A 24,488-nucleotide genomic window follows, 5' to 3' on the forward strand; every position below is an offset into this window, starting at 1 on the left:
TTTCACTCGAAAGACGCGTCCGGCTGAGGCATATTGGTCAGCAGAGGGCTGAATTCGCCAGTGGCGCGCCCACGGGCATCGAGGCGGTGTCCTTCCTTCTTGACCGTGCGCAGCACGACGGAGCGGTCGGCGATGCTGACGCCGGGAAGTTTCTCCTCCAGGACGACCTCGAGCCGCTGCACGTCAGCCAGCGTCGGCAACCACACGGCGAGGATGAGGTTGTACTGCCCGACAGTCGAGACCGCGAGGCGGATCTCGCCGATACGCGTGAGCACAGACCCGACGCGCTGTACGAGCGCGGCAGGGACCCGGAGGAAGTACCACGCATGAACCGGTCGGCCTGATTGCGCCTTTGCCATATCCAGGCGGATGTCCAGTCGGCCTTGCGCGCTCATGGCGGCAACCACATCCCGCACCCGGCGCTGGCCCACGCCGAGGGTTCTCGCCAGGAAGGCCACTGTCGCCCTGCCATCCGTTCCCAGCAGGCGAAGGAGTTGGTCCTCCAGTTGAGAGTCGACGCGGCTGCTCGGGGATCGCGAGACCTCGACGCTCCGCTCCACCGCGGCGATCTCCCCGGCCGACAGGGAGCGAAGACGCCACTGACCACCGTCCACGAACGGCGACGTGAACAAGTGGGCCCGGGTCGCCCGAATCCCGTCAAGTGCCGGTACCCGCATCATCAAATACGCCGTCAGCGCATCCATGCTGGATGTGGCCACCAGCACGAGCATCTCGCGTCCCCCGGCCGTGAGGTCCACCGTGAACGCTTCACTGTCCGCCGCGATCTCCTGTGCGAGACCGAGCGTGGCGGCAGGGTGGGCTTCGATCTCCAGTATGGCCGACGGCCCTCTCAGCTCCGGGCCGGGATGGCCGGACACCCATGCGATGCCGGCCTCGACGATGCGTTCCCAGCGCCGGGCGAGGGTGACCGCGTCGACCCCGATAATCGGCGCCAGCGCAGCCCAGCGTGCTCGCGGGTTGATCTGGAGGGCATGGATGAGCCGCCGATCGAGCTCATCGAGGTCGTAGTCCTGCCGACTCTCGTCCAAATGACTCATAGGACGTGACTCTAGGTTACGGGAAAAGGTCGATGCTTCGGCGGGCATGCGGTTGTTCAAGCGCAATGTGCCGAAACATCCTGACGTGGCTCCGTGCGGAGATTCCACGCGCCGCGACTCGCGATTCCCTTTGAGTGCCGGCGTGGAGCTCGTGACGCCGGCCGAATTGCGGCAGAAGAGCGCGCCTGCCTGTCGTCAACCTTCACCGGGGTCGGCTTCTGGGGACTTTTCCTGCGTCGCCGGTCATGTCGCTTCCTCGCGGAGCAATGATCTCCACGTTGGCGAGAGCGTCGGTATCCCGGCGCTGACGAAGGAGGACGACCTTGGCGACCATGTCAGACCCCCGGTGGGAAGGCCACGTTCCACCGACCGCATTTGAGGAGTACTCCGAGAAGTACGCCGCCTTCTTCAAGATGCGCAGGGAGAACGGGATCATCGAGCTTCGGCTCCACACCGACGGCGGTCCGTACGTCCACAACTGGCCCGCCCACAACGCGTGGAACCGGGTGTGGCAGGACGTGGGCAACGACCCCGACAACCATGTCCTCATCCTGACCGGCACCGGCGAGACCTGGTTCCGGGGCGACCCGGAGGAGTCGTGGCCGCGGCCCGTCGTGGAGGAGGAGCCCGACTACATCTTCCAGCAGACCATCGACGCGTGGAAGCTGATCGAGAACTTCGTCAACAACCTCGACATCCCGACGATCGCGGCGGTGAACGGTCCCGGGATCCACACCGAGTTCGCGCTACTGAGCGACATCACTCTGGCCGCGGAAGACGCGGACTTCATGGATCCGCACTTCATGGCGGGCACCGCGCCGGGAGACGGACTCTCGCTCGCCCTGCAGCACCTGATGGGCACGAAGCGGGCGGCCTACGACATCTACAGTGGTCGCTCCATCCCCGCGCGGAAAGCACTCGACTACGGACTCGTCAGCGACGTGCTTCCGCGTGAGGAGCTCCTGCCGAAGGCGTGGGCGATCGCGGGCGACATCATGAAGCGCCCGCGGTTCGCCCGCTGGGCAACCCACAACATCGTGTCTCGCCCCTGGCGCAAGCTCGTTGCCGAAGACTTCGGTTTCCACTTCTCGCAGCAGATGCTCGCCACCGTCGCCGCCAAGCGACAGATTCCCGACCCCGACCTGGTCGTCGAGGCGCGCTCACGCAGAGTGTGGTGAGAACCTGAGGGACGAAGCGGGTTGTCGGCCGCCGTCACGGACGGCGGCCGACACTCGCCCGCTGGTCTCATCGGGGTGTTGCCGGGAGGCGAGCCAGTTCCAGGCGAGCGCCGGTGAAACATCTGTTCGGTCAGGGCGGGGCGGCGGATCCTTGGATCCGCCGCCCCGCCCTGGCCGCCTTCCGCGACGCGAGGATGATCGGCGTCCGGCAAGGTTCCCTGCCGCTGACGCGGCACTAGTAGTGCTTGGTCATGTGCGGTCTGGGATGGCGTGTCTTTTTGATTGGTCGTGTCGTTGACCGGGTGTGCTGGGTGGGGAGTTGGCTGCGGTCCGGTGTGATCTGGAGGACTTCGCGGCGGAGATGTTCGAGCCGTTCGCGCGGGTGGATCAGCGACGGTGGGGTGTGGTCTATCTGCGGGGTCTGCTGCTGGACGGCGGGCGTAAGTCGGTGGAGCCGATGGCCGCCCGCCTGGGTGGGGACGGGAACCGTCAGGCCCTGGCCCACTTCGTCACTTCCAGTCCGTGGGATGCAGCGCATGTGCGGGCCCGGTTGGCCTGGCGCATGGAGCCGGTCATCAAGCCCACCGCGCTGATCATCGATGACACCGGGTTCCTCAAGGACGGGGACGCGTCCGCGTGCGTGACCCGGCAGTACACCGGCACAGCGGGCAAAGTCACCAACTGCCAGGCCGGCGTCTCTCTGCACCTGGCTTCCCACGGTGCCTCGGCGGCGGTGAACTGGCGTCTGTTCCTGCCCGGGAGCTGGGACCCCGCCTCGCCGAAGGCAGATCCGGCCAAAGTGGCCCGCCGTGCCAGGTGCGCCATCCCCGCCGAGGTGGGCCATGTCGAGAAGTGGCAGCTGGCCCTCGACATGATCGACGAGACGCGGTCCTGGGGCATCGAAGTACCCCAGGTCATCACCGACGGCGGCTACGGGGACACCGCCGCCTTCCGGCTCGGCCTGGAAGAACGCGGTCTCGACTATGTGGTGGGCATCTCGACCACGACCACGGCGCACCCCGGGGATGCACAGCCGTGCACCCCGGCCTACCCCGGCCTGGGCCGACGGCCGGTCCCGGCCTACCCCGAGCGAGCACAGACCGTGAAGAGCCTGGTCATCGCGGCCGGGAAACGTGCCGCGCGGCCGGTGCAGTGGCGGGAGGGATCGAGGCCGGGCACTGGCCACAGCGGACGCAAGCGCATGTACTCGCGCTTCGTGGCCCTGCGGGTCCGGCCTGCCGGACGTGAGATCCGCAAGGCCACGGCTGGCACCGGGCTCCCGGCCCGCTGGCTGCTGGCCGAATGGCCCGCCGACCAGGACGAGCCCGTGCAGTTCTGGCTCTCCAACCTGCCCGAGACCACTCCGCTGCCCGTCCTCGTGCGCACCGCGAAGCTCCGCTGGCGCATCGAGAACGACTACCGCGAGATGAAGCAGACCCTGGGCCTGGCCCACTTCGAAGGCCGGACATGGCCAGGCTGGCACCACCACGTCACCCTTGTCTCGGTCGCCCACGCCTTCTGCACCCTGCAGCGACTGAGCCGATCCCCAAAAGAGACGGCGTCGGCCTGAGCCTCTACCAAGTCGTTCGCGAGCTGCAATTACTCCTCGCGATCTGGACCGGCGCCTGCCCCACCTGTCACCGCGACATGCCACACCCCGCACCAACATGACCAAGCACTACTAGTGCCCCTCCCGGCAACGTTTGCCCCGTCGCGACGCCCGGCACGCGCGCTCGCCGCGTTGGCCACAAGCCCAGGTAGCTCCGCTACATGGACTTCTGCCCGCCTTGCGATCACACGCACCGGACGCCGCTCCTTGACGGGCAAACCTTGCCGGTCGCGGCACTAGTAAGCGAGCTCTCCGATGCCGCCATCGACGCGCAGCACGGTGCCGGCGGTGTAGGCGGACTCGTCCGAGGCGAGATAGACGGCTGCCTTCGCCAGCTCGGTGGCCGTTCCCAGGCGGTGGAGGGGCACGGTCCGGCGGAGTTCCTCGTAGAGGGCGGCTTGGCGCTCGGGGCCAAGCGGCGCGAACGCGTTGGTGACAGTCGGCCCCGGGCTCAGTCCGTTGACGCGGACACCGCGGCCCTTCAACTCATACGTCAGCCCACGGGCATAGGACAGCAGGCCCGCCTTGGCCGCACCGTAGACCGTCGCGTTCTCGTGTCCGATGAAAGCGGAGACCGAACCGACGAGGATGACCGAGGATTGCTGCGAGAAGAGCGGCAGCAGATCTCTGATCAGGAAGAACGGCGACTTGAGGTTAGTGGCGACGAGCCTGTCGAATGCCTCCTCGGTCCATTCCTCGAACGGGAGGTGGGTGACGTCGGCGGCGTTGCTCATCAGGATGTCGAGCTTTGGCCATTCCGCTCGCAGCCGCGCTGCGAGCGCCGCTTGGCCGGGTACGTCGCCGGCGTCGCTGACGATGGTCAGCAGCGGACCCTCCAGTTGTCGGGCGGCCTCGTCCAGTCTTTCGCGCGAGCGGCCGGTGATCGCGACAGACGCTCCCTCGGCGAGGAACTCGCGGGCTGTTTCGAGGCCGATGCCGCTCGTTCCCCCTGTGATGAGTGCGTGCTTTCCGTCAAGGCGGCCCATGAAAATCGTCTCCTTGTGTGGCGCCGACGAGGCGCGCGTGGTTCAAAAACGCTGACGGGCTGTCCCCGTCGGTACGGCGCACTGTTCGGCGGGCAGCCGGTCTCGACTCAGATGGCGGTTCGGCCACCGTCGGCGGCCACGGTCGTCCCGGTCACGTAACTGGCTCGGTCGCCGGCGAGGAAGGCGATCACATGTGCCACTTCGGCCGGATCGGAGGTGCGCTTGAGCGCGGTGGTCAGGCCCATGCCACCCATGTCCGGGCCCATCGCCGCGACCACCTTCGAGGTGCGCATCGGGCCCGGAGCGACGGCGTTGACCCGCACGTTCGCCGGGGCGAACTCCGCCGCCCAGGTGCGGGTCAACGATTCGATGGCCGCCTTGGTGGCGCCGTAGACGGCCATGCCCGGCATGCCGAGGCCGGCCGCGGTGGAGCTGACGCTGACGATGCTGCCGCCGCCGTTGGCGGCCATCTTCGGCGCGACGAGCGCGGTGAGCAGGAACGCGGCCCGTACATTGACCGCGAAGGCGGCGTCATAGCTCGCAATGTCCTGCTCGGTGGTCGGGCTGAACGTCATGACGCTCGCATTGTTGATCAATATGTCCACTGCTCCGGCGTCCTCGACCAGACGGCGCACGGCCTCCGCGTCGACCAGATCGGCTGCGACGAAGCGCACCGTCCCGGCGGCGGACCCGCCACCGGCCGCCCGAAGGTCATCCACGGCCTCGGCGCCGCGTTCCGGATCGGTGCCGGTGATGATCACGTCGGCTCCCTGTGCGGCCAGGACCCTGGCCGTCGCATGCCCGAGTCCGCCGACCGCGCCGGATCCGGTGATGAGGGCCGTCCTGCCTGCCAATTCCATTGCTTCACCCTTCGTGTCGACGTGCGTTCCGCCGACTTATGTGCAGCCGTTCAAGAAGTGATGTGGGCGAAGCTACGACTTCTTGAACGGGCTGTCAAGAAGTTGTAGGGTCGGGAACGTGGCACGAACTGGACGCCCTCGCGAGTTCGACAAGGACAAGACGCTGGAGCGCGCGCTTGAACTGTTCTGGGCCCGGGGGTACGGGGCTACGTCGATCCAGGACCTGGTCGACGCGCTGGCTGTCGAGCGCGGCAGCCTCTACGGAACATTCGGGGACAAGCGCCGTTTCTACCTCAAAGCTGTCAGGCTCTACTGGGACGTGTACGAGCGGCGCCTGACCGTCGCGCTCGACACCGCCCCACTCCTGCCGGCGCTTCGTGAGATCCTGACCCACCCCACGCGCCTGGACGAACTGGTCTCCGACGTGGGGGTGCCGAACGGCTGCCTCGTCGGCAACGCGACCGCCGAACTCGTGCCGTATGACAACGAGGCCACGGAAATCGTCGCCCGCTCATATCGCCGGTTCACCGACATCGTCACCGACGCACTGCGCCGCGCACAGGCCGCCGGGGAAGTCACCGACAGTGCCGACCCCGAGGCCCAGGCCCAGCTCCTGCTGTACGTCGTCCAAGGTCTCTCGCTCGTGTCGAGGGCAGGTCTCGACAGGGGCGCTGCCCTGGCCGCGGTCGACGCCGCGATCAACGGCTTGCGGGCGTGACCGGGCACGATCAGCCGGCGGTTGCGGGTCATGAAGGTCATTGAACGCTGAGGCGAGGGGCAAGGCGTCCCGAGCGACGTCGCGACCGCCGCGCGAGCCTGACGCGCCGGACCGAGTCGCCAACCGCTACCCCGGTGAACCTTCCCGGTCAGAGCACTACGGCCGCAAGGATCGGCCGAAACCCGCTGCCAGGGGCATCCTCAGTCCCAGGGGCGGCGGCGCCGCCAGGGCGTCGGCGACCGGGCGGGAGTACGCCCGCGGCAGCAGTGCGCCGATCACGAAGTCCGATGCCAGTGCCAGGACTTCGGCGTGGTGCTGGCGCAGCGCGTGACCGTCCGAGTGGACCTCGAAGCGGCAGATGTCCCGGTTGACCTTCTTGGCGCGCTCGGCGAGACGGTAGGAGAGGTCCGGGTCGGCCCGCGCGTCGTTCGTGCCGTGCACGATCATGACCTGACGGCCAGTCAACTGACGTACGGGTTCCGGGTCCGCCGCCCGGTCGGCGGCCGGCAGGGACGGGGACATCGCGAGGACCGCGCCGACCGCCGGGTGGCCTGCGGCGCGGAGTGCGGCCCGGCCGCCCGTGCCGTGCCCGACGAGGCAGACAGGGACGTCGCCGTACCGCCGTGCGGCCTCGTCCGCCGCCCACTCGGCGTCGGCCGCGAGACGCGCGTCCTCGCCGTTCCGGCCGCGCCCGCCGTAGTGCACCAGGTGCACGACCAGCCCCTCGCGCGCCCCCGCGCGGGCCAGCGAGCGCGCGAGGGGCAGCATCCGGGCGTACGCCACGGGGGAGGGGCGCCGGGTGGAGTCGGGGTCACCCGAGGGGAGGACGAGGATCGCGCCCGCGACCGCCGTCCCCGCGTCGAGCCCCGAGACCGCCCGCCCCAGCCGTGCCCCGCCGCCGGGCCTGAGCCATGCCACCGGCCAGGTGCCCCGCCAGGAACGGGCTTGCCCCGACGCCGACGCCGACGCCGATGTCCGGGCCGTCCCCGAGGCTGCTCCCGGCGACGAGGCCGCCCCCGCCGGAGCCGACCCCCGCTCCGAGGGGGCTCCCGTCCCCGAGGCTGCCCCCGCTCCCGCCCCCGCCGCCGCCCCCGCCGCCGGGGCCTGAGCCGCGCGTCCGGCGCGTCCCGCGCGTGTCGTGCCGTTCCCCCGGGCCGCCGATCTGTCCTCCGGGCCGGGAACCGCCTGCTGTCCCATGGCAGAACAGTCTCAGAAGGACAGGTGTACGCCACCCGTCCGCCCGGTCACTGTTACATATCGGCCAAGGTGATCTACGCGCGTAGGAGTTAGAGTGCGGAGATGACGAGCCAGCTGACCGGCCAGACGACGAGCCAGGCCGAACGACCGCCCAGCCCCGACCAGATCCGCCGCGCGCCCAAGGTCCTCCTCCACGACCACCTGGACGGCGGGCTCCGCCCCGCCACGATCGCCGACCTCGCCCGTGAGACCGGCTACGACGCGCTGCCCGAGCGGGAGCCCGAGCGGCTCGGGCGCTGGTTCCGCGAGGCCGCCGACTCCGGTTCGCTGGAGCGCTACCTGGAGACGTTCGCGCACACCTGTGCCGTCATGCAGACCAGGGACGCGCTCGTCCGCGTCGCCGCCGAGTGCGCCGAGGACCTCGCCGCCGACGGTGTCGTCTACGCGGAGGTCCGCTACGCGCCCGAGCAGCACCTGGAGCGCGGACTCACCCTCGAAGAGGTGGTGGAGGCGGTCAACGAGGGCTTCCGCGAGGGTGAACGGCGGGCTCAGGCCGCCGGGCACCGCATCCGCGTCGGCGCCCTGCTCACCGCGATGCGGCACGCCGCCCGGGCCCTGGAGATCGCCGAACTGGCCAACGCCTACCGCGACTCGGGCGTCGTCGGCTTCGACATCGCGGGCGCCGAGGCCGGTTACCCGCCCACCCGCCACCTCGACGCCTTCGAGTACCTGAAGCGGGAGAACAACCACTTCACGATCCACGCGGGCGAGGCGTTCGGCCTGCCCTCGATCTGGCAGGCGCTCCAGTGGTGCGGCGCCGACCGGCTGGGCCACGGCGTGCGCATCATCGACGACATCGAGGTCGCCCAGGACGGCTCGGTGTCGCTGGGCCGGCTCGCCGCGTACGTGCGGGACAAGCGCATTCCGCTGGAGATGTGCCCCAGTTCCAACCTCCAGACCGGCGCGGCACCCTCGATCGGCGAGCACCCCATCGGACTGCTGCGCCGGCTCCACTTCCGTACGACGGTGAACACCGACAACCGTCTGATGAGCGGGACGAGCATGAGCGGGGAATTCGAGCTGCTGGTCGACGCGTTCGGCTACACGCTCGACGACATGCAGTGGTTCACCGTCAATGCGATGAAATCAGCATTCATTCCTTTCGATGAACGACTGGCCATGATCAATGACGTGATCAAGCCCGGATACGCCGAGTTGAAATCCGAATGGCTGTTCAGGCAGACCGCAGTGACCAGCTAGTTCGGTGGCGTAGCACAGCGGAAGCGCGGGTCGGGGCGCGGTCGGGAACACGAAATCCCGGCCGTACCCGGATGTTTGCGGCGGCGGCCGTCGCTGGCTAACTTGCGGAGCCGCCCGCATTCGCTCCCAAGGATCCAAGGACGCAATTCCAGATGAAGAAGTCCGCTGTGCAGACCCTCGGTGTCGCCGCCCTCGGCGCCGCCATCGCCGTCACCGCCGCCGGCACCGCCTCCGCCGCCTCTTCCGCCGGGTCCCGGGCCGGCTCGGCGCTGGACTCCGTCACCACGGCTGTCCCGGCGACCGTGAACGGGGTCGCCAAGCAGCTCCCGGCGCCCGTCCCCGAGGCGGTCGAGACGGGCACGAGCACGCTCGGTTCGGTCGGCTCGGCCACGCCCGAGATGCTGAAGACGCTCCAGACCCTCCAGGCCAACAACCCCCTCATGAGGCTGCTCGGCGGCCTGCCGATCGGCCAGCTGGGCCAGCTGACGAAGGGTGTCGGCGTCAACGGCGCCAACCTCGGCGGCTGACGGCCGCCCTCGGCGGCCGGCGGCAGGGCTGGAGCACGACCAGGGCCCCGGGCATCTGACGGGGCTCCGCCCGTACGGGTATCCCCGTCCCCGTACGGCCGCGCCGGGGCGTGCGTCGGAACCCGGACACGGACTCCGACGCACGCCCCGCTTCGTGTGCGGGAGCGCTACGTGTGGTCCGTGCGCGGTCACCAGGCGGTCGACGGTGTCTTCTCGCCGGGCAGCAGGATCCACAGCGCCAGGTAGAGCAGGAACTGCGGGCCCGGCAGCAGGCACGAGACCACGAAGATCAGCCGTACCGTGTTGGCGGACATGCCGAAGCGTCGTGCCAGCCCCGCGCATACGCCGCCGATCAGGCGTCCGTCGCGAGGGCGTACGAGTGCGGCCATGAGGGCTCCTTGGAGAATGGCCGGCGGGTCCGTGAGGACCGGCCGGGACAGGTGGTCCGGTCGGGCCGGACGGGTGGTGTCACCCGCTCCGGCGGTTCGACGGCCGGCGGCCGAGGTGTTTCGTCACCGTTCCGTTCGATATCTCCATGGTGCTCCCGGACCCGCCTCGGCCGCGTCGCTCTACGGGGCGACGCCGACCCTGGGAATCGTCGGGGTCGCGCCCTGGGGCGGGTCCTCCTGGGGGACGGGCCCCGGCTGGTCCTCGTGGCCGACCTCGGACGCGCACCGTACGGCCCGGTCCCGCGCCGCCGGGTCCCGCGCGATCCGGTCCCGTGCCGCCCGGTCCCGTGCCGTACGTGACCGGGCCGTACGACTCCGCGCGGTACGGGCACGCCGCCCACGACGCAGCCTGGCCCGGCCCGCGGGCACCACCGCCAGATGGGCCAGGGCCACCCCGGCCGTGTTGAGCAGCAGCGAGTCCACGTCGACCACCCGGCCGGGCACGCCCGTCTGCAGCAGCTCGATGCCCAGCGAGATCAGCGCGCCCGCGGTGACCGTACGGGCCAGGGAAGCCCAGAAGGAGACGGCGAGCCGCCCGCCCGCCATGGGCAGCAGCACACCGAGCGGGGCCAGCAGCACCAGCCCCGAGCCGATCCGCCGGGCGGCCTCCACGGGGCCCAGCGCGAGATCCGCCCTGATCCCGGCGAACGGCGTCAGATTGGCCGCGTTCACCCACAGGACGTCCAGCGGGCGCAGCGTCAGCCACGCCACCAGCAGCAGGTGCGCGAGGAGGAGGGCGAGCCCCGCCGTACGCAAACGGATGGCGGCACCGCCGCCCGGACCTTGAGGCACGCACCCGTAGACGCGGTGTCCGGCGGCATCGGTTCCGCCGCCTCCGGAAGAACGGCGTCATGAGACAGGCGTCACGCCCGGGGCGGTCCGTCGTGACGTGTGCGTGGCGCACGGGACCCCCGTGCCGACGGGCACGCGCGGGCCCGTGACCGGGGCCTACCGCGGCTTCCTGCTCACGGGTGCTCCTGGGGGCCGGCCGAATCGGACGGCCCCGAGGGAGTGGCGGCCGGATCCGAGGGGGCGGCCCCCGGTATGCGGGGCGGTGCCGCCGTGTCCGGGCGGGACTTCGTCCGCTGGTCGCAGGGGTAGCCACGGACCGGATAGTCGCCGGGCCCGCCCAGTACCACATCGGCGTCCGGCGACGTGACCGTCCCGCTCGCCGAGAGGGTGCACACGATCTGCGCGAGCGCGGTCGTCGGCAGGTCCTCCGGCTGGACACTCAGCCGCAGCGCGTCCGACGGATCGCCCTTCCGGGGCCCGGAGACGGTCAGCGGCCCCCGAACGGACGTGGTGAAGCCCGCCGCGCGCTCGGCGGCGGGCGGCCGCGTCTGCAACTCGTCGAGGAGTGCCTGGGCGGCCCGCGGCCCGCTGTCGCGCGTCGCCCCGTCCGGTATCCGCACGGCGCGCTCCACCGGCACCAGTCCGGAGGCGCACAGCAGATACACCTGCGCGGGCACGCCCGCCGGGTCCTGGGTGCCCGGGCCGTCGCCGGACACCTCGCAGGGCAGCCGCGACGGCGCGGGCCCGGCGTCCACGGGCACCGAGGTCGTCCTGATCCCGCAGCCGGTCGCGGTGAGGGCGACGAGCGCGACGACGGCCCCGGCGGTCGCGGCGAGCCGCACACGGGCGCGCCCGGTGCCGCGTGGCCGTCCGGCCCCGGCTCCGGTCTCGGCCCGAGTCCCGCGCTCCGCCTCGGCCCCGGTTCCCGTCCCGGCTGCGACACGGCCGGCGGCCCGCAACGTATGGTTCCCCCCGCTGGCCGTCACGGTGTGTCGCCTTCCTCTCCCGGTTCCCGTTCCGCCCGCTCCTGATCCGGGGCGCGCCCCTCCCGGGGCAGTCGCAGCACGAACATCGCGCCCCCGTCCGGCACATTCTCGGCCGTGATGTCGCCGCCGTGGATGTGCGCGTTCTCCATCGCGATCGACAGGCCGAGGCCGCTGCCCTCCGAGCGCGGCCGGGAAGCGCTCGCCTTGTAGAAGCGGTCGAAGACGTGCGGCAGGACCTCCTCGGGGATGCCGGGGCCGTGGTCCCGCACCTCGATGACCAGTTCGTCGTCCGCCGTGCGCACCGCGACCCGGACGGGCGAACCGCCGTGTTTGAGCGCGTTGCCGATCAGGTTCGCCAGGATCACGTCGAGCCGCCGCGGATCGAGCCGCGCCATGATGCCGCGCTCGGCGTCCAGTTCGACCGCGTCCAGCCAGGCACGCGCGTCGACGCACGCCGTGACCTGGTCGGCCACGTCGACGTCGTCCAGGACGAGACGGGCCGTACCCGCGTCGAACCGGGTGACCTCCATCAGGTTCTCGACCAGCACATTGAGCCTGCGGGTCTCGCTCACCACCAGGGTCACGGCCGGCGCGATCATCGGATCGAGGTTGTCGGCCTCCTCCTCCAGCACCTCCGTCACGGCGGTGAGCGCGGTCAGCGGCGTGCGCAGCTCGTGCGACATGTCGGCGACGAAGCGGCGGCTGGACTCCTCCCGCGCGCTCATGTCCGCCACCTTTTTCTGCAAGGACTCGGCGGTGTTGTTGAACGTGCGGGAGAGATCGGCCAGTTCGTCCGTCCCCGTCACTCTGAGCCGGGTGTCCAGCTTGCCCTCGCCCAGCCGGCGCGAGGCGTCGCCGAGCCGCTGAACAGGGCGCAGTACGGTCGTGGCCGCGGCCTGCGCGAGCAGCGCGGACCCCACGAGCGCGAGGGCCGCGGCGATCCCGAGCGACCAGGCGAGCGAGTTGAGGTCGGCGCGCTCCTGGGAGAGCGACTTCGACATGTATCCGACCGGCCCGCCGCCGGTGATCCGGGTGCCGCCGACGAGGTAGGGCGTGCCGTCGCGCTCGGTGCGCTGCCAGAAGAGGTGGTACGGGTGCGGGTTGCCGGACGTGACCTTCTGCTTGTCGTTGACGGCCTTGCGCAGCGCGGCCGGTACGTCGTCCAGCGTGAAGGCGTCCGGGTCGGAGACGCCGACGACGGGCTTGCCCGCGTCCCGCTCGCCGATCAGCAGGACGCTGTAACCGGAGTTGTTGCCCGCGATCTGCTCCGCGGTGGTCTGGAGGTCGCTCTGGCCGGCCCGCACGGGCAGTTGCGCGGCGCGGTTCTGCATCTCCTGGCGGAAGTCGTTGAGGGCCGAGTCCTGCGTACGCGTCAGTACGGCCTCGCGGTTGAGCCAGTACGCGATGCCGGAGGCGGAGACGGCGGCGGTCAGGGCGACGGCCCCGAAGACGGCCACGAGCCGCAGGCGCAGGCTGGTCAGGCGCAGCCCGGCGAGGATGAACCGGCGCGCGCCGCCATGGCCGGCCGTGCGCCGTCCGGCGGCGTGCCGCTCGTCCGCGTGCTGCTCGTCCGCGTGCTGTCCGTTCGCGGACCGGTCGGTCGAGGACCGGTCGTTCGTGGGCGGGTCGTCGGTGGAGGCGACGTGCCGGCCCGCCCCGGGGTGTTCGCTGTGGCTCACGAAGGCGCGTCCAGCCGGTAGCCCACACCCCGTACCGTACGGATCAGGGTCGGCGAGGACGGTACGTCCTCCACCTTCGCCCGCAGCCGCTGCACACACGCGTCCACCAGGCGGGAGTCGCCCAGGTAGTCGTGCTCCCACACCAGCCGCAGCAACTGCTGCCGGGACAGTGCCTGCCCGGGGCGGCGGCTCAGCTCCAGCAGCAGCCGCAGCTCCGTCGGCGTGAGCTGAAGGTCCTCGCCGTTCTTGGTGACCGTCATCGCCGACCGGTCGATCACGAGGCTGCCGTACGTCGCCGAGTCCGTGGACTCCCGCTCGCCGCGCCGCAGCACCGCGCGGATCCGGGCGTCCAGCACCCGTCCCTGCACGGGTTTGACCACGTAGTCGTCGGCACCGGACTCCAGGCCGACCACCACGTCGATGTCGTCGCTGCGCGCGGTCAGCAGGATGATCGGCAGCTGATCGGTGCGCCGGATGCGCCGGCACACCTCGAAGCCGTCGATGCCGGGCAGCATCACGTCCAGCACGATCAGGTCGGGCCGCTGCTCACGGAGCAGTTTCAGGCCGTCCTCTCCCGTCGCCGCGGTGGCCACGCGGTGGCCCTGGCGGGACAGCGAGAGTTCGAGGGCCGTGCGGATGGAATCGTCGTCCTCGATCAGCAACAGGAAAGGCACGGAGGCCATTCTGTCCCATAGGGGGACCGGAGTTCGACCGGCGTCTTCTTCGCACCATTTCCTCACCCGACGCTCAAGCTCCCTGGCCCCCTGTGACAGGCCTGTGACAGTCGGAGGACAGCGCCATGAAACTGCCCCGGCAAGCTCATTGGCACAACGAACGAGGCAACTCCAACTGACGGGGGGCGCGGGATGAACGCGATGAACGCAACGCACGGCGGCACCACCATGAACGCGGTGGTCACGCGTCTTCACGACCTCACGGTCACGCGGAGCGTTGAGAAGTCCGGCGCCGTGAACGGGCGGGGGTGCGTTCGCGGCGCCGGGCGTCAGCACAAGCCGTCGTACATGACGGTGGTCGACGCGGACAGGCCGGGCCTCGGGGGAGGCGCGTACGGGCGGCCGGCGGGGGAGCGCGGCGAGCGGCCGGAGCGCGCCGGTGGCCCTGACGGGACGGGCCGGGCGGACGGCGCGGACCGCGCGTCGGCGGAGGCCGAGGCCGCGTTCACCGCGTACGTGCGGGAGCGCCGCGCGTCCCTGTACGCCACGGCCTACCACCTGACCGGCGACCGGTACGAGGCGGAGGACCTGCTCCAGAGCGCGCTCTTCTCCACCTACCGGGCCTGGGACAGGATCAGCGACAAGGCGGCCGTCGGGGGCTATCTGCGCCGCACGATGACCAACCTGCACATCAGCGCCTGGCGCCGGCGCAAGCTCAACGAGTACCCGACGGAGGAGCTCCCGGAGACGGTGGGCGACACCGACGCCATGCGCGGTACGGAACTGCGCGCGGTGCTCTGGCAGGCGCTCGCCCGGCTGCCCGAACTCCAGCGCACGATGCTGGTCCTGCGCTACTACGAGGGCCGTACCGATCCGGAGATCGCGGACATCCTCGACATCAGTGTCGGCACGGTGAAGTCGAGCATCTGGCGGTCGCTCCGCCGGCTGCGGGAGGACGACGTCCTCAGCTTCGGCCGTGACGAGGAAGAGTCCTTCGGCGAACTGGTCGCCTGAGGGCCGTCCCGGGTGGACCACCGGGACACACGGGGGAGCGGGACCCGCCGTTCTCGGGGGAGACGGCGGGAGCGCGGGGGAACGACGGGGGAACACCGGGGGAACCGAGGGGGAGGAACGCATCCTCGCGCAGGCGGCGGATGTGCCACGAGGGGTCGGGGGAGACACGGGGGACCCAACGGGGGATCACGGGGGATCACGGGGGATCACGGGGAGAGAGGCGGGACCGTACGGGCCGGGGGGCCCGTACGGTCCCGCCTCGCGTGTGCCGCCCGCCTCAGCGGCGGCCCGTGCTCGTGCTCCGGCCCGCGCCCGTACCCGTGTTCCTGCCCGTGGTGCCGCTCGGGCCCGCGACGGTCGTCGTGGTGGTCGCCGTGACCGGCCCCGGTTCCGTGTCCGGCACGTTCGCGGAGACCTGGGCGGGCACGGAACGCGCCATCACGCAGCGTCCGGCCGCGGCGGCGGTGATACGGCTCAGCGCCTCCGCCTTTCCGCACGGGTGCGCGCCCAGCGCCGTCTGCCGCGCCACGATCGCGCGCTCGCCGCGCATCAGCCGCCAGCCCCGCCGCAGCAGGAACGGCACCGACTTGCGCCCCTCGCGCAGATCACGTGCCAGCCGCCGCCGGAAGGTCGTCGACGGGCGCCCGCGCAGGCAGAGCGCGTCGGCCAGCACGCCCAGCTCCTGACACCGGGCGACGATGTCGGCGGCGAAGATGCCCTCCGCGAGGAACAGGGGCGTGCGTCCGATGTCGAGCGCCTCCGTGCCCACTCGTGCGCTGGTGGCGATGGAGTAGACGGGAACGGTCGTACGCCCCCCGCGGCACAGCTCCGCGATCGCGGCGACGGCGGCCTCCGTGTCCCAGGACCGCGCGGAGTCCCAGTCGACGTCCGTCGTGCCCGGGACCAGGGGCAACGTCGGATCGTCGCCCTCCTTGTAGAAGTCGTCGAGTCGCAGCACGGGCAGGCCGGTACGGGCGGCGAGGGACGACTTTCCGGAGCCGGAGGGCCCCGCGAGCAGCACGACCCTGGTCGGCAGGGAAGGAGAAGTCACGGGACACCAGTGTGCGGCATGAATCCTGACGGTGGACACCGGAAGGCGAATTGGTGACGCGTGGTGGCGCGAACCACGCGGAGCGGCTACGGTGCGTGCCGCTACGATGACGGTGTGTATGCCGCACCCCTCGCGACTTCCGGCATCACCCTCATCCCTCCGTATCCCTTCTCATTCCCCGCACTTCCGGCAGGCAGGACATCTCATGGCACGTCACGCAGCTCGTACCTCCCAGGGATCCCCGCGCCGCGCCCTGCTGCGCGCCGGGCTGACCGTCACCGCCGCGGGCGCGGCCCTCGGGCTGGGCGGCGGTACGGCGGCGCAGGCGGTCGAGCCCACCGGCGCGACCGTGGCGAACGGTGACACCGAACTCGCCACGGCGGCCACCGCCGCGGGCCAGGGTGTCTCCGGCGCACTCGGTCACGCGGCGGCCGGGGCGCTGGGTCCGGTCAAGAACCTCAAGCTCAACCCGCTGGCCGGCACGGGCGTTGACCCGCTGGACAACGCGGTGGGCACCCGGATCGCCGACTTCAAGCCGCTCTCCACCGCGCCGTTGACCGACCCGCTGACCAAGGGCAGCGCCTCGCTCAAGGACTTCCCCGTGATCGGCGGCGTGCTCGGCGCGCTGCCGGGCTGACGGCCGGTGGCGGCGCGCGCCCGTCGCGTACAGAGCGATGCGAACGTCCCGCTTCCCCTGTGAACGGGGGAAGCGGGACGTGGCGTCGAGTCGCCGGCACCGCCGGTGGGCAGTTGCCGTCAGTACGCCGTTGCCGTCAGTACCCCGAGCCGGAGGCTCCCAGGCTGCCCGTCGGGTGCCAGACCGTCTTCGTCTCCAGGAAGGCCGTCAGGCGGCGCGTGCCCGGGTCGGCGGACCAGTCCGCCGGGGCGTTGGTGGGCGAGGGGCGCAGGACGCGCTTGAGGTTGTCCGCGGCGGCGGTCTCCAGGTCCTTCGCCGTCGCCTCGTCCGCCCCGGTGAGGTCGATCCCGTTCACGTCCTGGTGCGCGGCGAGCGGGGCCGCGACCTCGGCCGTGCGGCCGGAGAGGATGTTGACCACCCCGCCGGGCAGGTCGGACGTGGCGAGCACCTCGCCCAGGGAGAGCGCGGGCAGGGGAGCCTTCTCGCTCGCGACCACCACCGTCGTGCAGCCCGTGGCGATCACCGGGGCGATCACCGAGACCAGGCCCAGGAAGGAGGATTCCTGGGGCGCCAGGACGGCCACCACGCCGGCCGGTTCGGGCGTGGAGAGGTTGAAGTACGGCCCGGCCACCGGGTTCGCGCCGCCGATGACCTGGGCGATCTTGTCGGTCCAGCCCGCGTACCAGACCCAGCGGTCGACCGCGGCGTCCACGACCGCCCCGGCCCGCTCCGGCGGCAGGCCCTCGGCGTCCGCGACCTCGGCGACGAACTGCTCCCGGCGGCCCTCCAGCATCTCGGCGATCCGGTAGAGGACCTGGCCGCGGTTGTACGCGGTGGCCCCCGACCAGCCGCCGAACGCCTTGCGGGCCGCGACGACCGCGTCCCGGGCGTCCTTGCGGGAGGACTGCGGCGCGTTCGCCAGCCAGGTGCCTGCGGAGTCGGTCACTTCGTACACCCGGCCGCTCTCGGAACGGGGGAACTTGCCCCCGACGTACAGCTTGTAGGTCTTGAACACGCTCAGCCGCGCGCGGCCCGGGTGCGTGTCGGACGACGGTTGCTTCTTCGAGGTCTCAGCGGTCTTCGCGGTGTCGGTGCTCTTCGCCGTTTCAGCGGTCTTCGCGGTCTTCGCGCGGGGGGTGTCAGACATCGAGGTACGCCTCCAGGCCGTGGCGGCCGCCCTCGCGGCCGTAGCCCGATTCCTTGTAGCCGCCGAACGGCGAGGTCGGGTCGAACTTGTTGAACGTGTTGGCCCAGACGACACCCGCCCGGAGCTTGCTCGCGACCGCGAGGATCCGCGAGCCCTTCTCGGTCCAGATGCCCGCCGACAGGCCGTACGGCGTGTTGTTGGCCTTGGCCACGGCCTCGTCCGGGGTGCGGAACGTCAGCACGGAGAGCACCGGGCCGAAGATCTCGTCGCGCGCGACCGTGTGCGCCTGGGTGACGTTCGTGAAGAGCGTCGGCGCGAACCAGTAGCCGGCGGACGGCAGCACGCAGTCGGGCGACCAGCGTTCGGCGCCCTCGGCCTCGCCCGTCTCCGCGAGCGCGGTGATACGGGCCAGCTGCTCGGCCGAGTTGATCGCGCCGAGGTCGGTGTTCTTGTCCAGCGGATCGCCCACGCGCAGCGTGGCCAGCCGCCGCTTGAGCGCGTCCAGCACCTCGTCGTGGACCGACTCCTGGACCAGCAGCCGGGAGCCCGCGCAGCAGACCTGCCCCTGGTTGAAGAAGATCCCGTTCACGATGCCCTCGACGGCCTGGTCGACGGGTGCGTCGTCGAAGACGATGTTGGCGCCCTTGCCGCCCAGTTCGAGCGTGACCTTCTTGTCCGTGCCCGCCACCTGGCGGGCGATCGCCTTGCCCACGCCGGTCGAGCCGGTGAACGCCACCTTGTCCACGCCGGGGTGCGCGACCAGCGCCGCGCCGGTCGCGCCGTCGCCGGTGACGATGTTGACCACGCCCCGGGGGAGCCCGGCCTGGCGGCAGATGTCGGCGAAGAACAGCGCGGAGAGCGGGGTCGTCTCGGCCGGCTTGAGCACGACGGTGTTGCCGGTGGCCAGCGCCGGGGCGATCTTCCACGCGAGCATGAGCAGCGGGAAGTTCCACGGGATGACCTGGCCCGCCACGCCGAGGGGGCGCGGGTCCGGCCCGGCGTGTCCTTCCGCGGTCCTCCGGCCGAATCCGGCGTGGGCCAGCTTGTCGGCCCAGCCCGCGTAGTAGAAGAAGTGCGCCGCGACGAGCGGGAGGTCCGTGTCGCGGGTCTCCCGGATCGGCTTGCCGTTGTCGAGCGTCTCCAGGACCGCCAGTTCGCGCGAACGCTCCTGGATGATGCGCGCGATCCGGAACAGGTACTTGGCGCGCTCGGCGCCGGGCAGCGCGGACCACGTCGAGAACGCCTTGCGCGCCGCCCGTACGGCGCGGTCGACGTCCTCGTCGCCGGCCTGGGTGTACTCGGCCAGGACTTCCTCGGTGGCCGGGTTGACCGTCTTGCGCAGACCGCCGCCCGTACCGCCGCCGCGCGTGGCGTCGGAGCTCTCGGTGAACTCGCCGTCGATGAACAGGCCGTAGGACGGCGCGAGGTCGACCACACCACGGGACTCGGGCGCCGGGGCGTACGCGAAGGGAGACGGGGACGCCGTCGGGCGCGAGGAGGTCATGGGGGTCTCAGCGCGCATCGAGGTCTCAGGGGCCATCGGGGTTTCAGGGGCCATGGGGGATCAGTCCACCGTCACGTAGTCGGGGCCGGAGTACCGGCCGGTGCTGAGCTTCTGGCGCTGCATCAGCAAATCGTTCAGCAGGCTGGAGGCGCCGAACCGGAACCAGTGGTTGTCCAGCCAGTCCGCGCCCACGGTCTCGTTGACCAGGACCAGGAACTTGACCGCGTCCTTGCTGCTGCGGATGCCGCCCGCGGGTTTCACCCCGACCTGTACGCCCGTCCGCTCCCGGAAGTCGCGCACCGCCTGCAGCATCAGGAGCGTGTTGGCGGGGGTGGCGTTGACCCCGACCTTGCCGGTGGACGTCTTGATGAAGTCGGCCCCGGCGAGCATGCCGAGCCAGGAGGCGCGGCGGATGTTGTCGTACGTGGAGAGCTCGCCGGTCTCGAAGATGACCTTGAGGCGGGCGGCCCCGGCCGCCTCCTTCACCGCGCGGATCTCCTCGTACACCTTCAGGTACCGCCCGGAGAGGAACGCGCCGCGGTCGATGACCATGTCGATCTCGTCGGCACCGGCGGCGACCGCGTCGCGGGTGTCCGCCAGCTTCACCCCGAGCGCGGCGCGGCCGGCGGGGAAGGCGGTCGCGACGGAGGCGACCTTCACCCCGGACCCGGCGAGCGCGGTGGCGGCCGTCTCCACCATGTCGGGGTAGACGCAGACGGCGGCGGTCGCCGGGGCCGTACGGTCGGTCGGGTCGGGGCGGAGGGCCTTGGCGGCGAGCGCCCGGACCTTGCCCGGGGTGTCCGCGCCTTCGAGCGTCGTCAGATCGATCATGGAGATGGCCAGATCGATGGCGTACGCCTTGGCCGTGGTCTTGATCGACCGCGTCCCGAGCGAGGCGGCGCGCGCTTCGAGGCCGACGGCGTCGACGCCGGGCAGCCCATGGAGGAAGCGGCGCAACACGCTGTCGGACGCGGTCACGTCTGCGAGTGCGGAGGTGATGGTGGGCATGGTCACCAGGTGAGCATATCTACGCGCGTAGTGGATTGGGTAGGGGGTCCCGGACCGGTGCGGTGTCCGGTGCGGTGAGGAGGGAGGGCCCGGACGGGGCGAGGGGGCGCCCGGGGCCGTACGGCAGAATCGGCGTATGACGAGCCCCAGCCCCGAGCAGCAGCCCGCCGAGGAGCGGGACGCCGAGCAGCGGTCCGGTGAGCGGCCCGCCGAGCAGGCGCCCGAGCAGCGGTCCGGTGAGCAGCCGCGTGAGCGTCGGCCCGCCGAACGATCCGCCGAGCGGGCGTCCGGGCGGGCGCGTGCCGAGCGGTCGTCGGCGGAGAGGTCCTCGGCCGAGCGGTCGTCGGCCGTACGGCAGCCCGCCGGGCAGCCCTCGGGCGCGGGGCGGTCCGCCGGGCCCGCCTACGCCGATCGCGTCTACCGGTCGGCGGGTGGTATCGCGGGCGGCGCGATGATGCTCCTGATCATCCTCTGGCTCGGCGGCGACGCGCTGGTCCGGGGCACGGGCCGGACGCCATGGCTGGCGCTCGCGGGGATGCTGTTCGCGGTCCCGCTCATCGCCGCGTACACCGTGCGCCCGGCGGTCTTCGCGAACCGGGACCGGCTGCGCGTCAGGAACCCGCTGCGGACGATCACCCTGCCCTGGGGAGTGGTCACGGACGTGCGGGCGCGGTTCTCGTGCGAGGTGTTCACCGAATCGGGGAAGTACCAGATGTGGGCGGTGCCGGTGTCGTTGCGGCAGCGCAAGCGCGCGAACCGGCGCCAGGGCGCGCCCACGCGCTCCGACCCCTTCGCCGCGCCCGGCACCGAGACCCCGCGGACACCGACGCCCGCACTGGCGGACCAGGCGGTGGCCGACCTCCGTGACCTCTCGGAGCGCGCCGGGTCCCGCCCCGAGGCGCAGGGCGAGCCGGTGGTGCGCTGGGCGTACGAGGTCATCGCCCCGGCCCTGGCCGGACTGGTCCTCCTCGTGGTGCTGCTGCTCACGGGCTGATCGGTGGACTCGCGGGCACGCGCCCGGGCCGTCTTTTGTGTCCCCGGTTGCGCTGAAGCGCACAAAGGACACAGGTCCCGCCGTGGACGCGGCCGGCGGGCCGCCTCCGCGCCTGACCTTGTCGCCCTTGACCTTGTCGCAGCGGCAGGGTTTCTACTGGCGCCATGCGCATCGGAGAGATCGCCGCGCTCGTCGGAGTCACCTCCCGGGCCGTGCGGCACTACCACCACATCGGTCTCCTGCCCGAGCCCCTGCGACGGGCCAACGGGTACCGCGTCTACGGCATCCGCGACGCCGTCGTGCTGGCCCGGATCCGGCGGCTGACCGAGCTCGGACTCGCCCTGGACGAGGTACGCGACGTCCTCGCGGACGACTCCGGGCGCGAACTGGCCGAGGTGCTGAGCGAGCTGGACGCCGACCTCGCGCGCCAGGAACACGAGCTCCGGCGGCGCCGAGAGGTACTCGCGGGTCTGCTGGAGGGACCGCTCACGCCGGACGCGCCGCTGTCCCCCGCGCTCGCCGAGCTGCTGAGGGCCGCGCCCGCCACCGCGTCGCCGGCCGCAGCCAAGGACCGCGAGCACCTGATCCTGCTGGACTCGACGGTCGGCAGCGACGTCCTGTTCACGGCGCTGCGGCGCATCGCCGAGGACCCCGCCATGCTGTCGGTGTACGGACGGCTGGACGAACTGGACGGGGCGGCGACGGACGATCCGCGCGTCGCGGCACTGGCCGACGAACTGGCCGCCGCCGTACCCGACGCGGTCCTGGCCGCGATCCCGGACGGCGGCCCGGTGGCGACGGGGTTCGGAGAGGCGCTGCTCGCCGACTATCCGCCCGCCCAGGCCGAGGTGGTGCGCCGGGTGATGGCACGGCTGGCCGTCCGGATGCGCGAGAGGGCGTCATGAGGAAGGGGGCCGAGAGTCAGGAGGGCATGAGCACGGGGGGCGTGAGCACGGGGGGCGTGAGCCTGCGCGCCGCGCGGGCGGCGGCCGGGGCGGTGCTGCCCGCCGAGGCGGCCGTCCTGGTGTGCCTGGTGGCCGGCGTACGGATCCCCGGAGCGGTCCTGGTGGTGGCCGAGGCGCTGGTGGCGACCGTACTCGTGCTGGAGGCCGTGGTCCTGTGGCGGCTGTACGCCACTCGGCGACAGGCCGGCGCCGGCCGGCGGCACGCCGTGCGGGGCGCGCTGCGGACGTTGGTCCCCGTGGGCGCGCGCCGGCTCGTCGCGTACGAGATCCGGGCCCTGCGCAGCCTCGGGCTGTGGTTGCTGCGCCGCCGCCACCAGGTCCCCGACGGCGCGCTGGCCGTCGCGTACACCGGGCCGCAGACGGCCATGATGTACGGGCTGCTCTTCGTCTCCGTCGTGGAGACGGTTCTGCTGGCACTGGTGATCCCCTGGCCGGTCGTGCACGCGATCCTGCTCGTCCTCGACGTGTACGGGGTCGTGCTGATCCTCGGCCTGCACGCGTCGTGCGTGGTCCGGCCGCACGTCGTGGGAGCCGACGGCTCGCTGCGCGTGCGGTACGGCGGACTGTTCGACCTGCGGGTTCCGGCCGCCTCCGTCGCCGCCGCCAGGGTCGAGCGGCGCTACCCCGGCGGGCGGCTGCTGGAGCTGAGCGCGGACGGGGTGCTCGACCTCGTGGTGGGCGGGCAGACCACGGTGACGGTGGAGCTGACGGAGCCGGTGGAGTTCGTACGGCCGCTCGGCGCGCGGGGCTTCGCCCGGACGCTCCGGTTCCACGCGGACGACCCGCGTGAGACGGTCGCCGCGCTCACCCGGGTTCGGACGGATCCGGGGCGGAGTACGGCGGGACCGACGCCGCGCTGAGCGTCCCGTAGGGATGTCCGCTCCCGACTCCCCGGGCGGGCATGGGGGATGCCCCTGAGAACGATCAGGGGGAGCGCCGTCTTCGATGAGGATCCGGGAGCGCCGCGCCCGTCGCCAGGATGAGGTCGTTCGGACACCATCAGCTGGAGAGGCAGTCCCTTATGCGCGTTACCCCGTTCAACCGCCGTGCCGTGCTCGTGACCGTATCGACCGTCCTCGCTCTCGGAGTGGGCGCGGGATCCGCCGTGGCCCTGCCCCGGCAGGAGCGCGTACCCGGGGCCGGCGGAGGCGCGGTGTCACGCGTCGCCGAGCATCCGCGGGCCGAGGCGCTGCGGGCCGCGCTCGTGGGCCTGCCGGACGGTGAGGCGACGAGCGCGGTCGTGCGCGCCGGCGGACGGGACGGGTGGTGGGAGGGAAGCGCCGGGGTGCGGGAGGTACGGCGGCAGAGTCCCGCCGTCGCGGACGGGCGGTTCCGGGCCGGGTCGGTGACGAAGGTCGTGACGGCCGCCCTGGTGCTGAGACTCGCCGCCGACGGCAAGGTGAACCTGGACAGACCGGTGCAGAGTTATCTGCCGGACCTGCTGACGCCGGAGTTCGAGCCCGTCTCCGTACGGCAGTTGCTCAACCACACCAGCGGCATTCAGCCGGGGGACGGCTTCGGCGATTCCTGGGAGGAGAGTTACGCGCACCGGTTCGACACGCTGAATCCCGAGGACGTGGTGGCCGCAGGGGTGGCGAAGGGGCCGGAGTTCAGCCCGGGGACGCGGCAGCACTACCTGAACGTCAACTACACGATCCTCGCGATGCTGGTCGAGAAGGTGACGGGGCGGACGTACGAGGAGGGGGCGGCCCGGTACGTCCTCGGGCCCGCCGGCATGCGGCGGACCTCGTTCCCCGGCACCGACCCGCGTCTGCACGGCCCGCACAACCGGGGCTACCAGCTGGTCGACGGGAAGCTCGTGGACGTGACCGAGTGGAACGTGTCGGACCGGTGGGCGGCAGGCGACATGATCTCGACCGTGGACGACCTGGAGCGGCTGATGACCTCGCTGTTCCGCGGCAGGATCGTGCCGCGACCGCAACTGGAGGAGATGTTCACCGTTCCCGCGGGCGTCGCGGGCGCCACCAAGTCGGCCGGACTGGAGCGGTTCGAGATCGACGGCGTCGAGGTGTGGGGCAAGACGGGCGCGCGCCCCGGTTACAACACCGCCATGGTCGCCACCCGGGACCTCTCCCGCACGGTCGTCTACTCGGTGACCGGCACCGACGCGCACGCCCAGGGGCTGCGGATCGGCCAGCGCTTCGGCTTCCCGGCGTTTCTCCAGGATTGAGGTC

General features: G+C 71.6%; 23 protein-coding genes and 1 pseudogene. 11 read left to right on the forward strand and 13 right to left on the reverse strand.

Annotation, left to right across the window (positions count from 1 at the left end):
• Nucleotides 1-2: 2 nt before the first annotated feature.
• The gene (locus ACU6P3_RS21345) at nucleotides 3-1,058 is read right to left on the reverse strand and encodes an Lrp/AsnC family transcriptional regulator (protein WP_447193679.1); all 1,056 of its coding nucleotides are present in this window, start codon (nucleotides 1,056-1,058) and stop codon (nucleotides 3-5) included.
• Between the two features lie 332 nt (nucleotides 1,059-1,390).
• Here ACU6P3_RS21345 and ACU6P3_RS21350 point away from each other — a divergent pair, with 332 nt between their 5' ends.
• Both ACU6P3_RS21350 and ACU6P3_RS21355 read left to right on the forward strand, forming a co-directional pair.
• Entirely contained in the window at nucleotides 1,391-2,236 is an 846-nt protein-coding gene (locus ACU6P3_RS21350; RefSeq protein ID WP_447198001.1) for an enoyl-CoA hydratase/isomerase family protein, read from the forward strand.
• A 304-nt stretch (nucleotides 2,237-2,540) separates the two neighbouring features.
• Complete coding sequence (locus tag ACU6P3_RS21355; protein ID WP_447193680.1) at nucleotides 2,541-3,806, forward strand: IS701 family transposase; 1,266 nt, start codon at nucleotides 2,541-2,543, stop codon at nucleotides 3,804-3,806.
• A gap of 275 nt (nucleotides 3,807-4,081) precedes the next feature.
• Here the strand turns inward: ACU6P3_RS21355 and ACU6P3_RS21360 are convergent, their stop codons facing one another.
• Together ACU6P3_RS21360 and ACU6P3_RS21365 are read right to left on the reverse strand one after the other, a co-directional pair.
• Nucleotides 4,082-4,831 (reverse strand): SDR family oxidoreductase, encoded by a 750-nt coding sequence (locus tag ACU6P3_RS21360; protein ID WP_447193681.1) that lies wholly within the window; start codon nucleotides 4,829-4,831, stop codon nucleotides 4,082-4,084.
• Nucleotides 4,832-4,938: 107 nt separating this feature from the next.
• A complete protein-coding gene (locus tag ACU6P3_RS21365; protein WP_447193682.1) occupies nucleotides 4,939-5,691 on the reverse strand; it encodes an SDR family NAD(P)-dependent oxidoreductase in 753 nt (250 codons plus the stop codon).
• Nucleotides 5,692-5,809: 118 nt separating this feature from the next.
• Between ACU6P3_RS21365 and ACU6P3_RS21370 the strand changes: the two genes are divergently transcribed.
• The gene (locus ACU6P3_RS21370) at nucleotides 5,810-6,409 is read left to right on the forward strand and encodes a TetR/AcrR family transcriptional regulator (protein WP_447193683.1); all 600 of its coding nucleotides are present in this window, start codon (nucleotides 5,810-5,812) and stop codon (nucleotides 6,407-6,409) included.
• Between the two features lie 156 nt (nucleotides 6,410-6,565).
• Here the strand turns inward: ACU6P3_RS21370 and ACU6P3_RS21375 are convergent, their stop codons facing one another.
• Nucleotides 6,566-7,294, reverse strand: coding sequence for an alpha/beta hydrolase (locus ACU6P3_RS21375; protein WP_447198002.1), 729 nt, complete (start codon nucleotides 7,292-7,294; stop codon nucleotides 6,566-6,568).
• A gap of 414 nt (nucleotides 7,295-7,708) precedes the next feature.
• On the opposite strand from ACU6P3_RS21375, the gene ACU6P3_RS21380 reads away from it, so the two are divergent.
• Both ACU6P3_RS21380 and ACU6P3_RS21385 read left to right on the forward strand, forming a co-directional pair.
• On the forward strand, nucleotides 7,709-8,866 hold the full coding sequence (locus ACU6P3_RS21380) for an adenosine deaminase (RefSeq protein WP_447193684.1): 1,158 nt from the start codon (nucleotides 7,709-7,711) through the stop codon (nucleotides 8,864-8,866).
• Between the two features lie 152 nt (nucleotides 8,867-9,018).
• Nucleotides 9,019-9,393 carry an ATP-binding protein gene (locus tag ACU6P3_RS21385; RefSeq protein ID WP_447193685.1) on the forward strand — a complete coding sequence of 125 codons (375 nt, stop codon included), beginning with the start codon at nucleotides 9,019-9,021 and terminating at the stop codon, nucleotides 9,391-9,393.
• Between the two features lie 188 nt (nucleotides 9,394-9,581).
• Here ACU6P3_RS21385 and ACU6P3_RS21390 read toward each other — a convergent pair whose 3' ends face one another.
• The 5 genes from ACU6P3_RS21390 to afsQ1 form a co-directional block, all read right to left on the reverse strand.
• Nucleotides 9,582-9,782 (reverse strand): PspC domain-containing protein, encoded by a 201-nt coding sequence (locus tag ACU6P3_RS21390; RefSeq protein WP_030746929.1) that lies wholly within the window; start codon nucleotides 9,780-9,782, stop codon nucleotides 9,582-9,584.
• Nucleotides 9,783-9,962: 180 nt separating this feature from the next.
• Nucleotides 9,963-10,634 (reverse strand): VanZ family protein, encoded by a 672-nt coding sequence (locus ACU6P3_RS21395; RefSeq protein ID WP_447193686.1) that lies wholly within the window; start codon nucleotides 10,632-10,634, stop codon nucleotides 9,963-9,965.
• A 173-nt stretch (nucleotides 10,635-10,807) separates the two neighbouring features.
• Nucleotides 10,808-11,476, reverse strand: a complete 669-nt coding sequence (locus ACU6P3_RS21400; RefSeq protein ID WP_447193687.1) for a hypothetical protein — start codon at nucleotides 11,474-11,476, stop codon at nucleotides 10,808-10,810.
• A gap of 140 nt (nucleotides 11,477-11,616) precedes the next feature.
• Complete coding sequence (locus ACU6P3_RS21405) at nucleotides 11,617-13,299, reverse strand: ATP-binding protein (RefSeq protein ID WP_447193688.1); 1,683 nt, start codon at nucleotides 13,297-13,299, stop codon at nucleotides 11,617-11,619.
• Nucleotides 13,296-13,973, reverse strand: coding sequence for a two-component system response regulator AfsQ1 (afsQ1, locus tag ACU6P3_RS21410; protein ID WP_078854534.1), 678 nt, complete (start codon nucleotides 13,971-13,973; stop codon nucleotides 13,296-13,298). The genes ACU6P3_RS21405 and afsQ1 overlap by 4 nt, the downstream gene beginning before the upstream one ends.
• 201 nt (nucleotides 13,974-14,174) lie before the next feature.
• Between afsQ1 and ACU6P3_RS21415 the strand changes: the two genes are divergently transcribed.
• Complete coding sequence (locus ACU6P3_RS21415; RefSeq protein ID WP_447193689.1) at nucleotides 14,175-14,987, forward strand: SigE family RNA polymerase sigma factor; 813 nt, start codon at nucleotides 14,175-14,177, stop codon at nucleotides 14,985-14,987.
• A 427-nt stretch (nucleotides 14,988-15,414) separates the two neighbouring features.
• Here the strand turns inward: ACU6P3_RS21415 and ACU6P3_RS21420 are convergent.
• A pseudogene (locus ACU6P3_RS21420) lies at nucleotides 15,415-16,038 on the reverse strand (uridine kinase family protein); the annotation flags it as partial.
• Nucleotides 16,039-16,243: 205 nt separating this feature from the next.
• Between ACU6P3_RS21420 and ACU6P3_RS21425 the strand changes: the two are divergent.
• A complete protein-coding gene (locus ACU6P3_RS21425) occupies nucleotides 16,244-16,675 on the forward strand; it encodes a hypothetical protein (protein WP_447193690.1) in 432 nt (143 codons plus the stop codon).
• Nucleotides 16,676-16,811: 136 nt separating this feature from the next.
• Here the strand turns inward: ACU6P3_RS21425 and ACU6P3_RS21430 are convergent, their stop codons facing one another.
• From ACU6P3_RS21430 to deoC, 3 genes are read right to left on the reverse strand one after another with little or no spacing between them, the layout of a single operon-like run.
• Complete coding sequence (locus tag ACU6P3_RS21430; protein WP_447193691.1) at nucleotides 16,812-17,822, reverse strand: aldehyde dehydrogenase family protein; 1,011 nt, start codon at nucleotides 17,820-17,822, stop codon at nucleotides 16,812-16,814.
• Complete coding sequence (locus ACU6P3_RS21435) at nucleotides 17,815-19,326, reverse strand: aldehyde dehydrogenase family protein (RefSeq protein WP_447193692.1); 1,512 nt, start codon at nucleotides 19,324-19,326, stop codon at nucleotides 17,815-17,817. The genes ACU6P3_RS21430 and ACU6P3_RS21435 overlap by 8 nt, the downstream gene beginning before the upstream one ends.
• A gap of 60 nt (nucleotides 19,327-19,386) precedes the next feature.
• Complete coding sequence (deoC, locus tag ACU6P3_RS21440; protein ID WP_447198003.1) at nucleotides 19,387-20,334, reverse strand: deoxyribose-phosphate aldolase; 948 nt, start codon at nucleotides 20,332-20,334, stop codon at nucleotides 19,387-19,389.
• Between the two features lie 436 nt (nucleotides 20,335-20,770).
• Here deoC and ACU6P3_RS21445 point away from each other — a divergent pair, with 436 nt between their 5' ends.
• The 4 genes from ACU6P3_RS21445 (at nucleotide 20,771) to ACU6P3_RS21460 (ending at nucleotide 24,484) form a co-directional block, all read left to right on the forward strand.
• Entirely contained in the window at nucleotides 20,771-21,328 is a 558-nt protein-coding gene (locus ACU6P3_RS21445; RefSeq protein WP_447198004.1) for a PH domain-containing protein, read from the forward strand.
• A gap of 164 nt (nucleotides 21,329-21,492) precedes the next feature.
• Nucleotides 21,493-22,233: a MerR family transcriptional regulator gene (locus ACU6P3_RS21450; RefSeq protein WP_447193693.1), complete on the forward strand. Its 741-nt coding sequence runs from the start codon at nucleotides 21,493-21,495 to the stop codon at nucleotides 22,231-22,233.
• 26 nt (nucleotides 22,234-22,259) lie between these two features.
• Nucleotides 22,260-23,153: a hypothetical protein gene (locus tag ACU6P3_RS21455; RefSeq protein ID WP_447193694.1), complete on the forward strand. Its 894-nt coding sequence runs from the start codon at nucleotides 22,260-22,262 to the stop codon at nucleotides 23,151-23,153.
• 161 nt (nucleotides 23,154-23,314) lie between these two features.
• Nucleotides 23,315-24,484, forward strand: a complete 1,170-nt coding sequence (locus ACU6P3_RS21460; RefSeq protein ID WP_447193695.1) for a serine hydrolase domain-containing protein — start codon at nucleotides 23,315-23,317, stop codon at nucleotides 24,482-24,484.
• The last annotated feature ends 4 nt before the right edge of the window (nucleotides 24,485-24,488 follow it).

Source organism: Streptomyces hebeiensis (assembly GCF_052983195.1).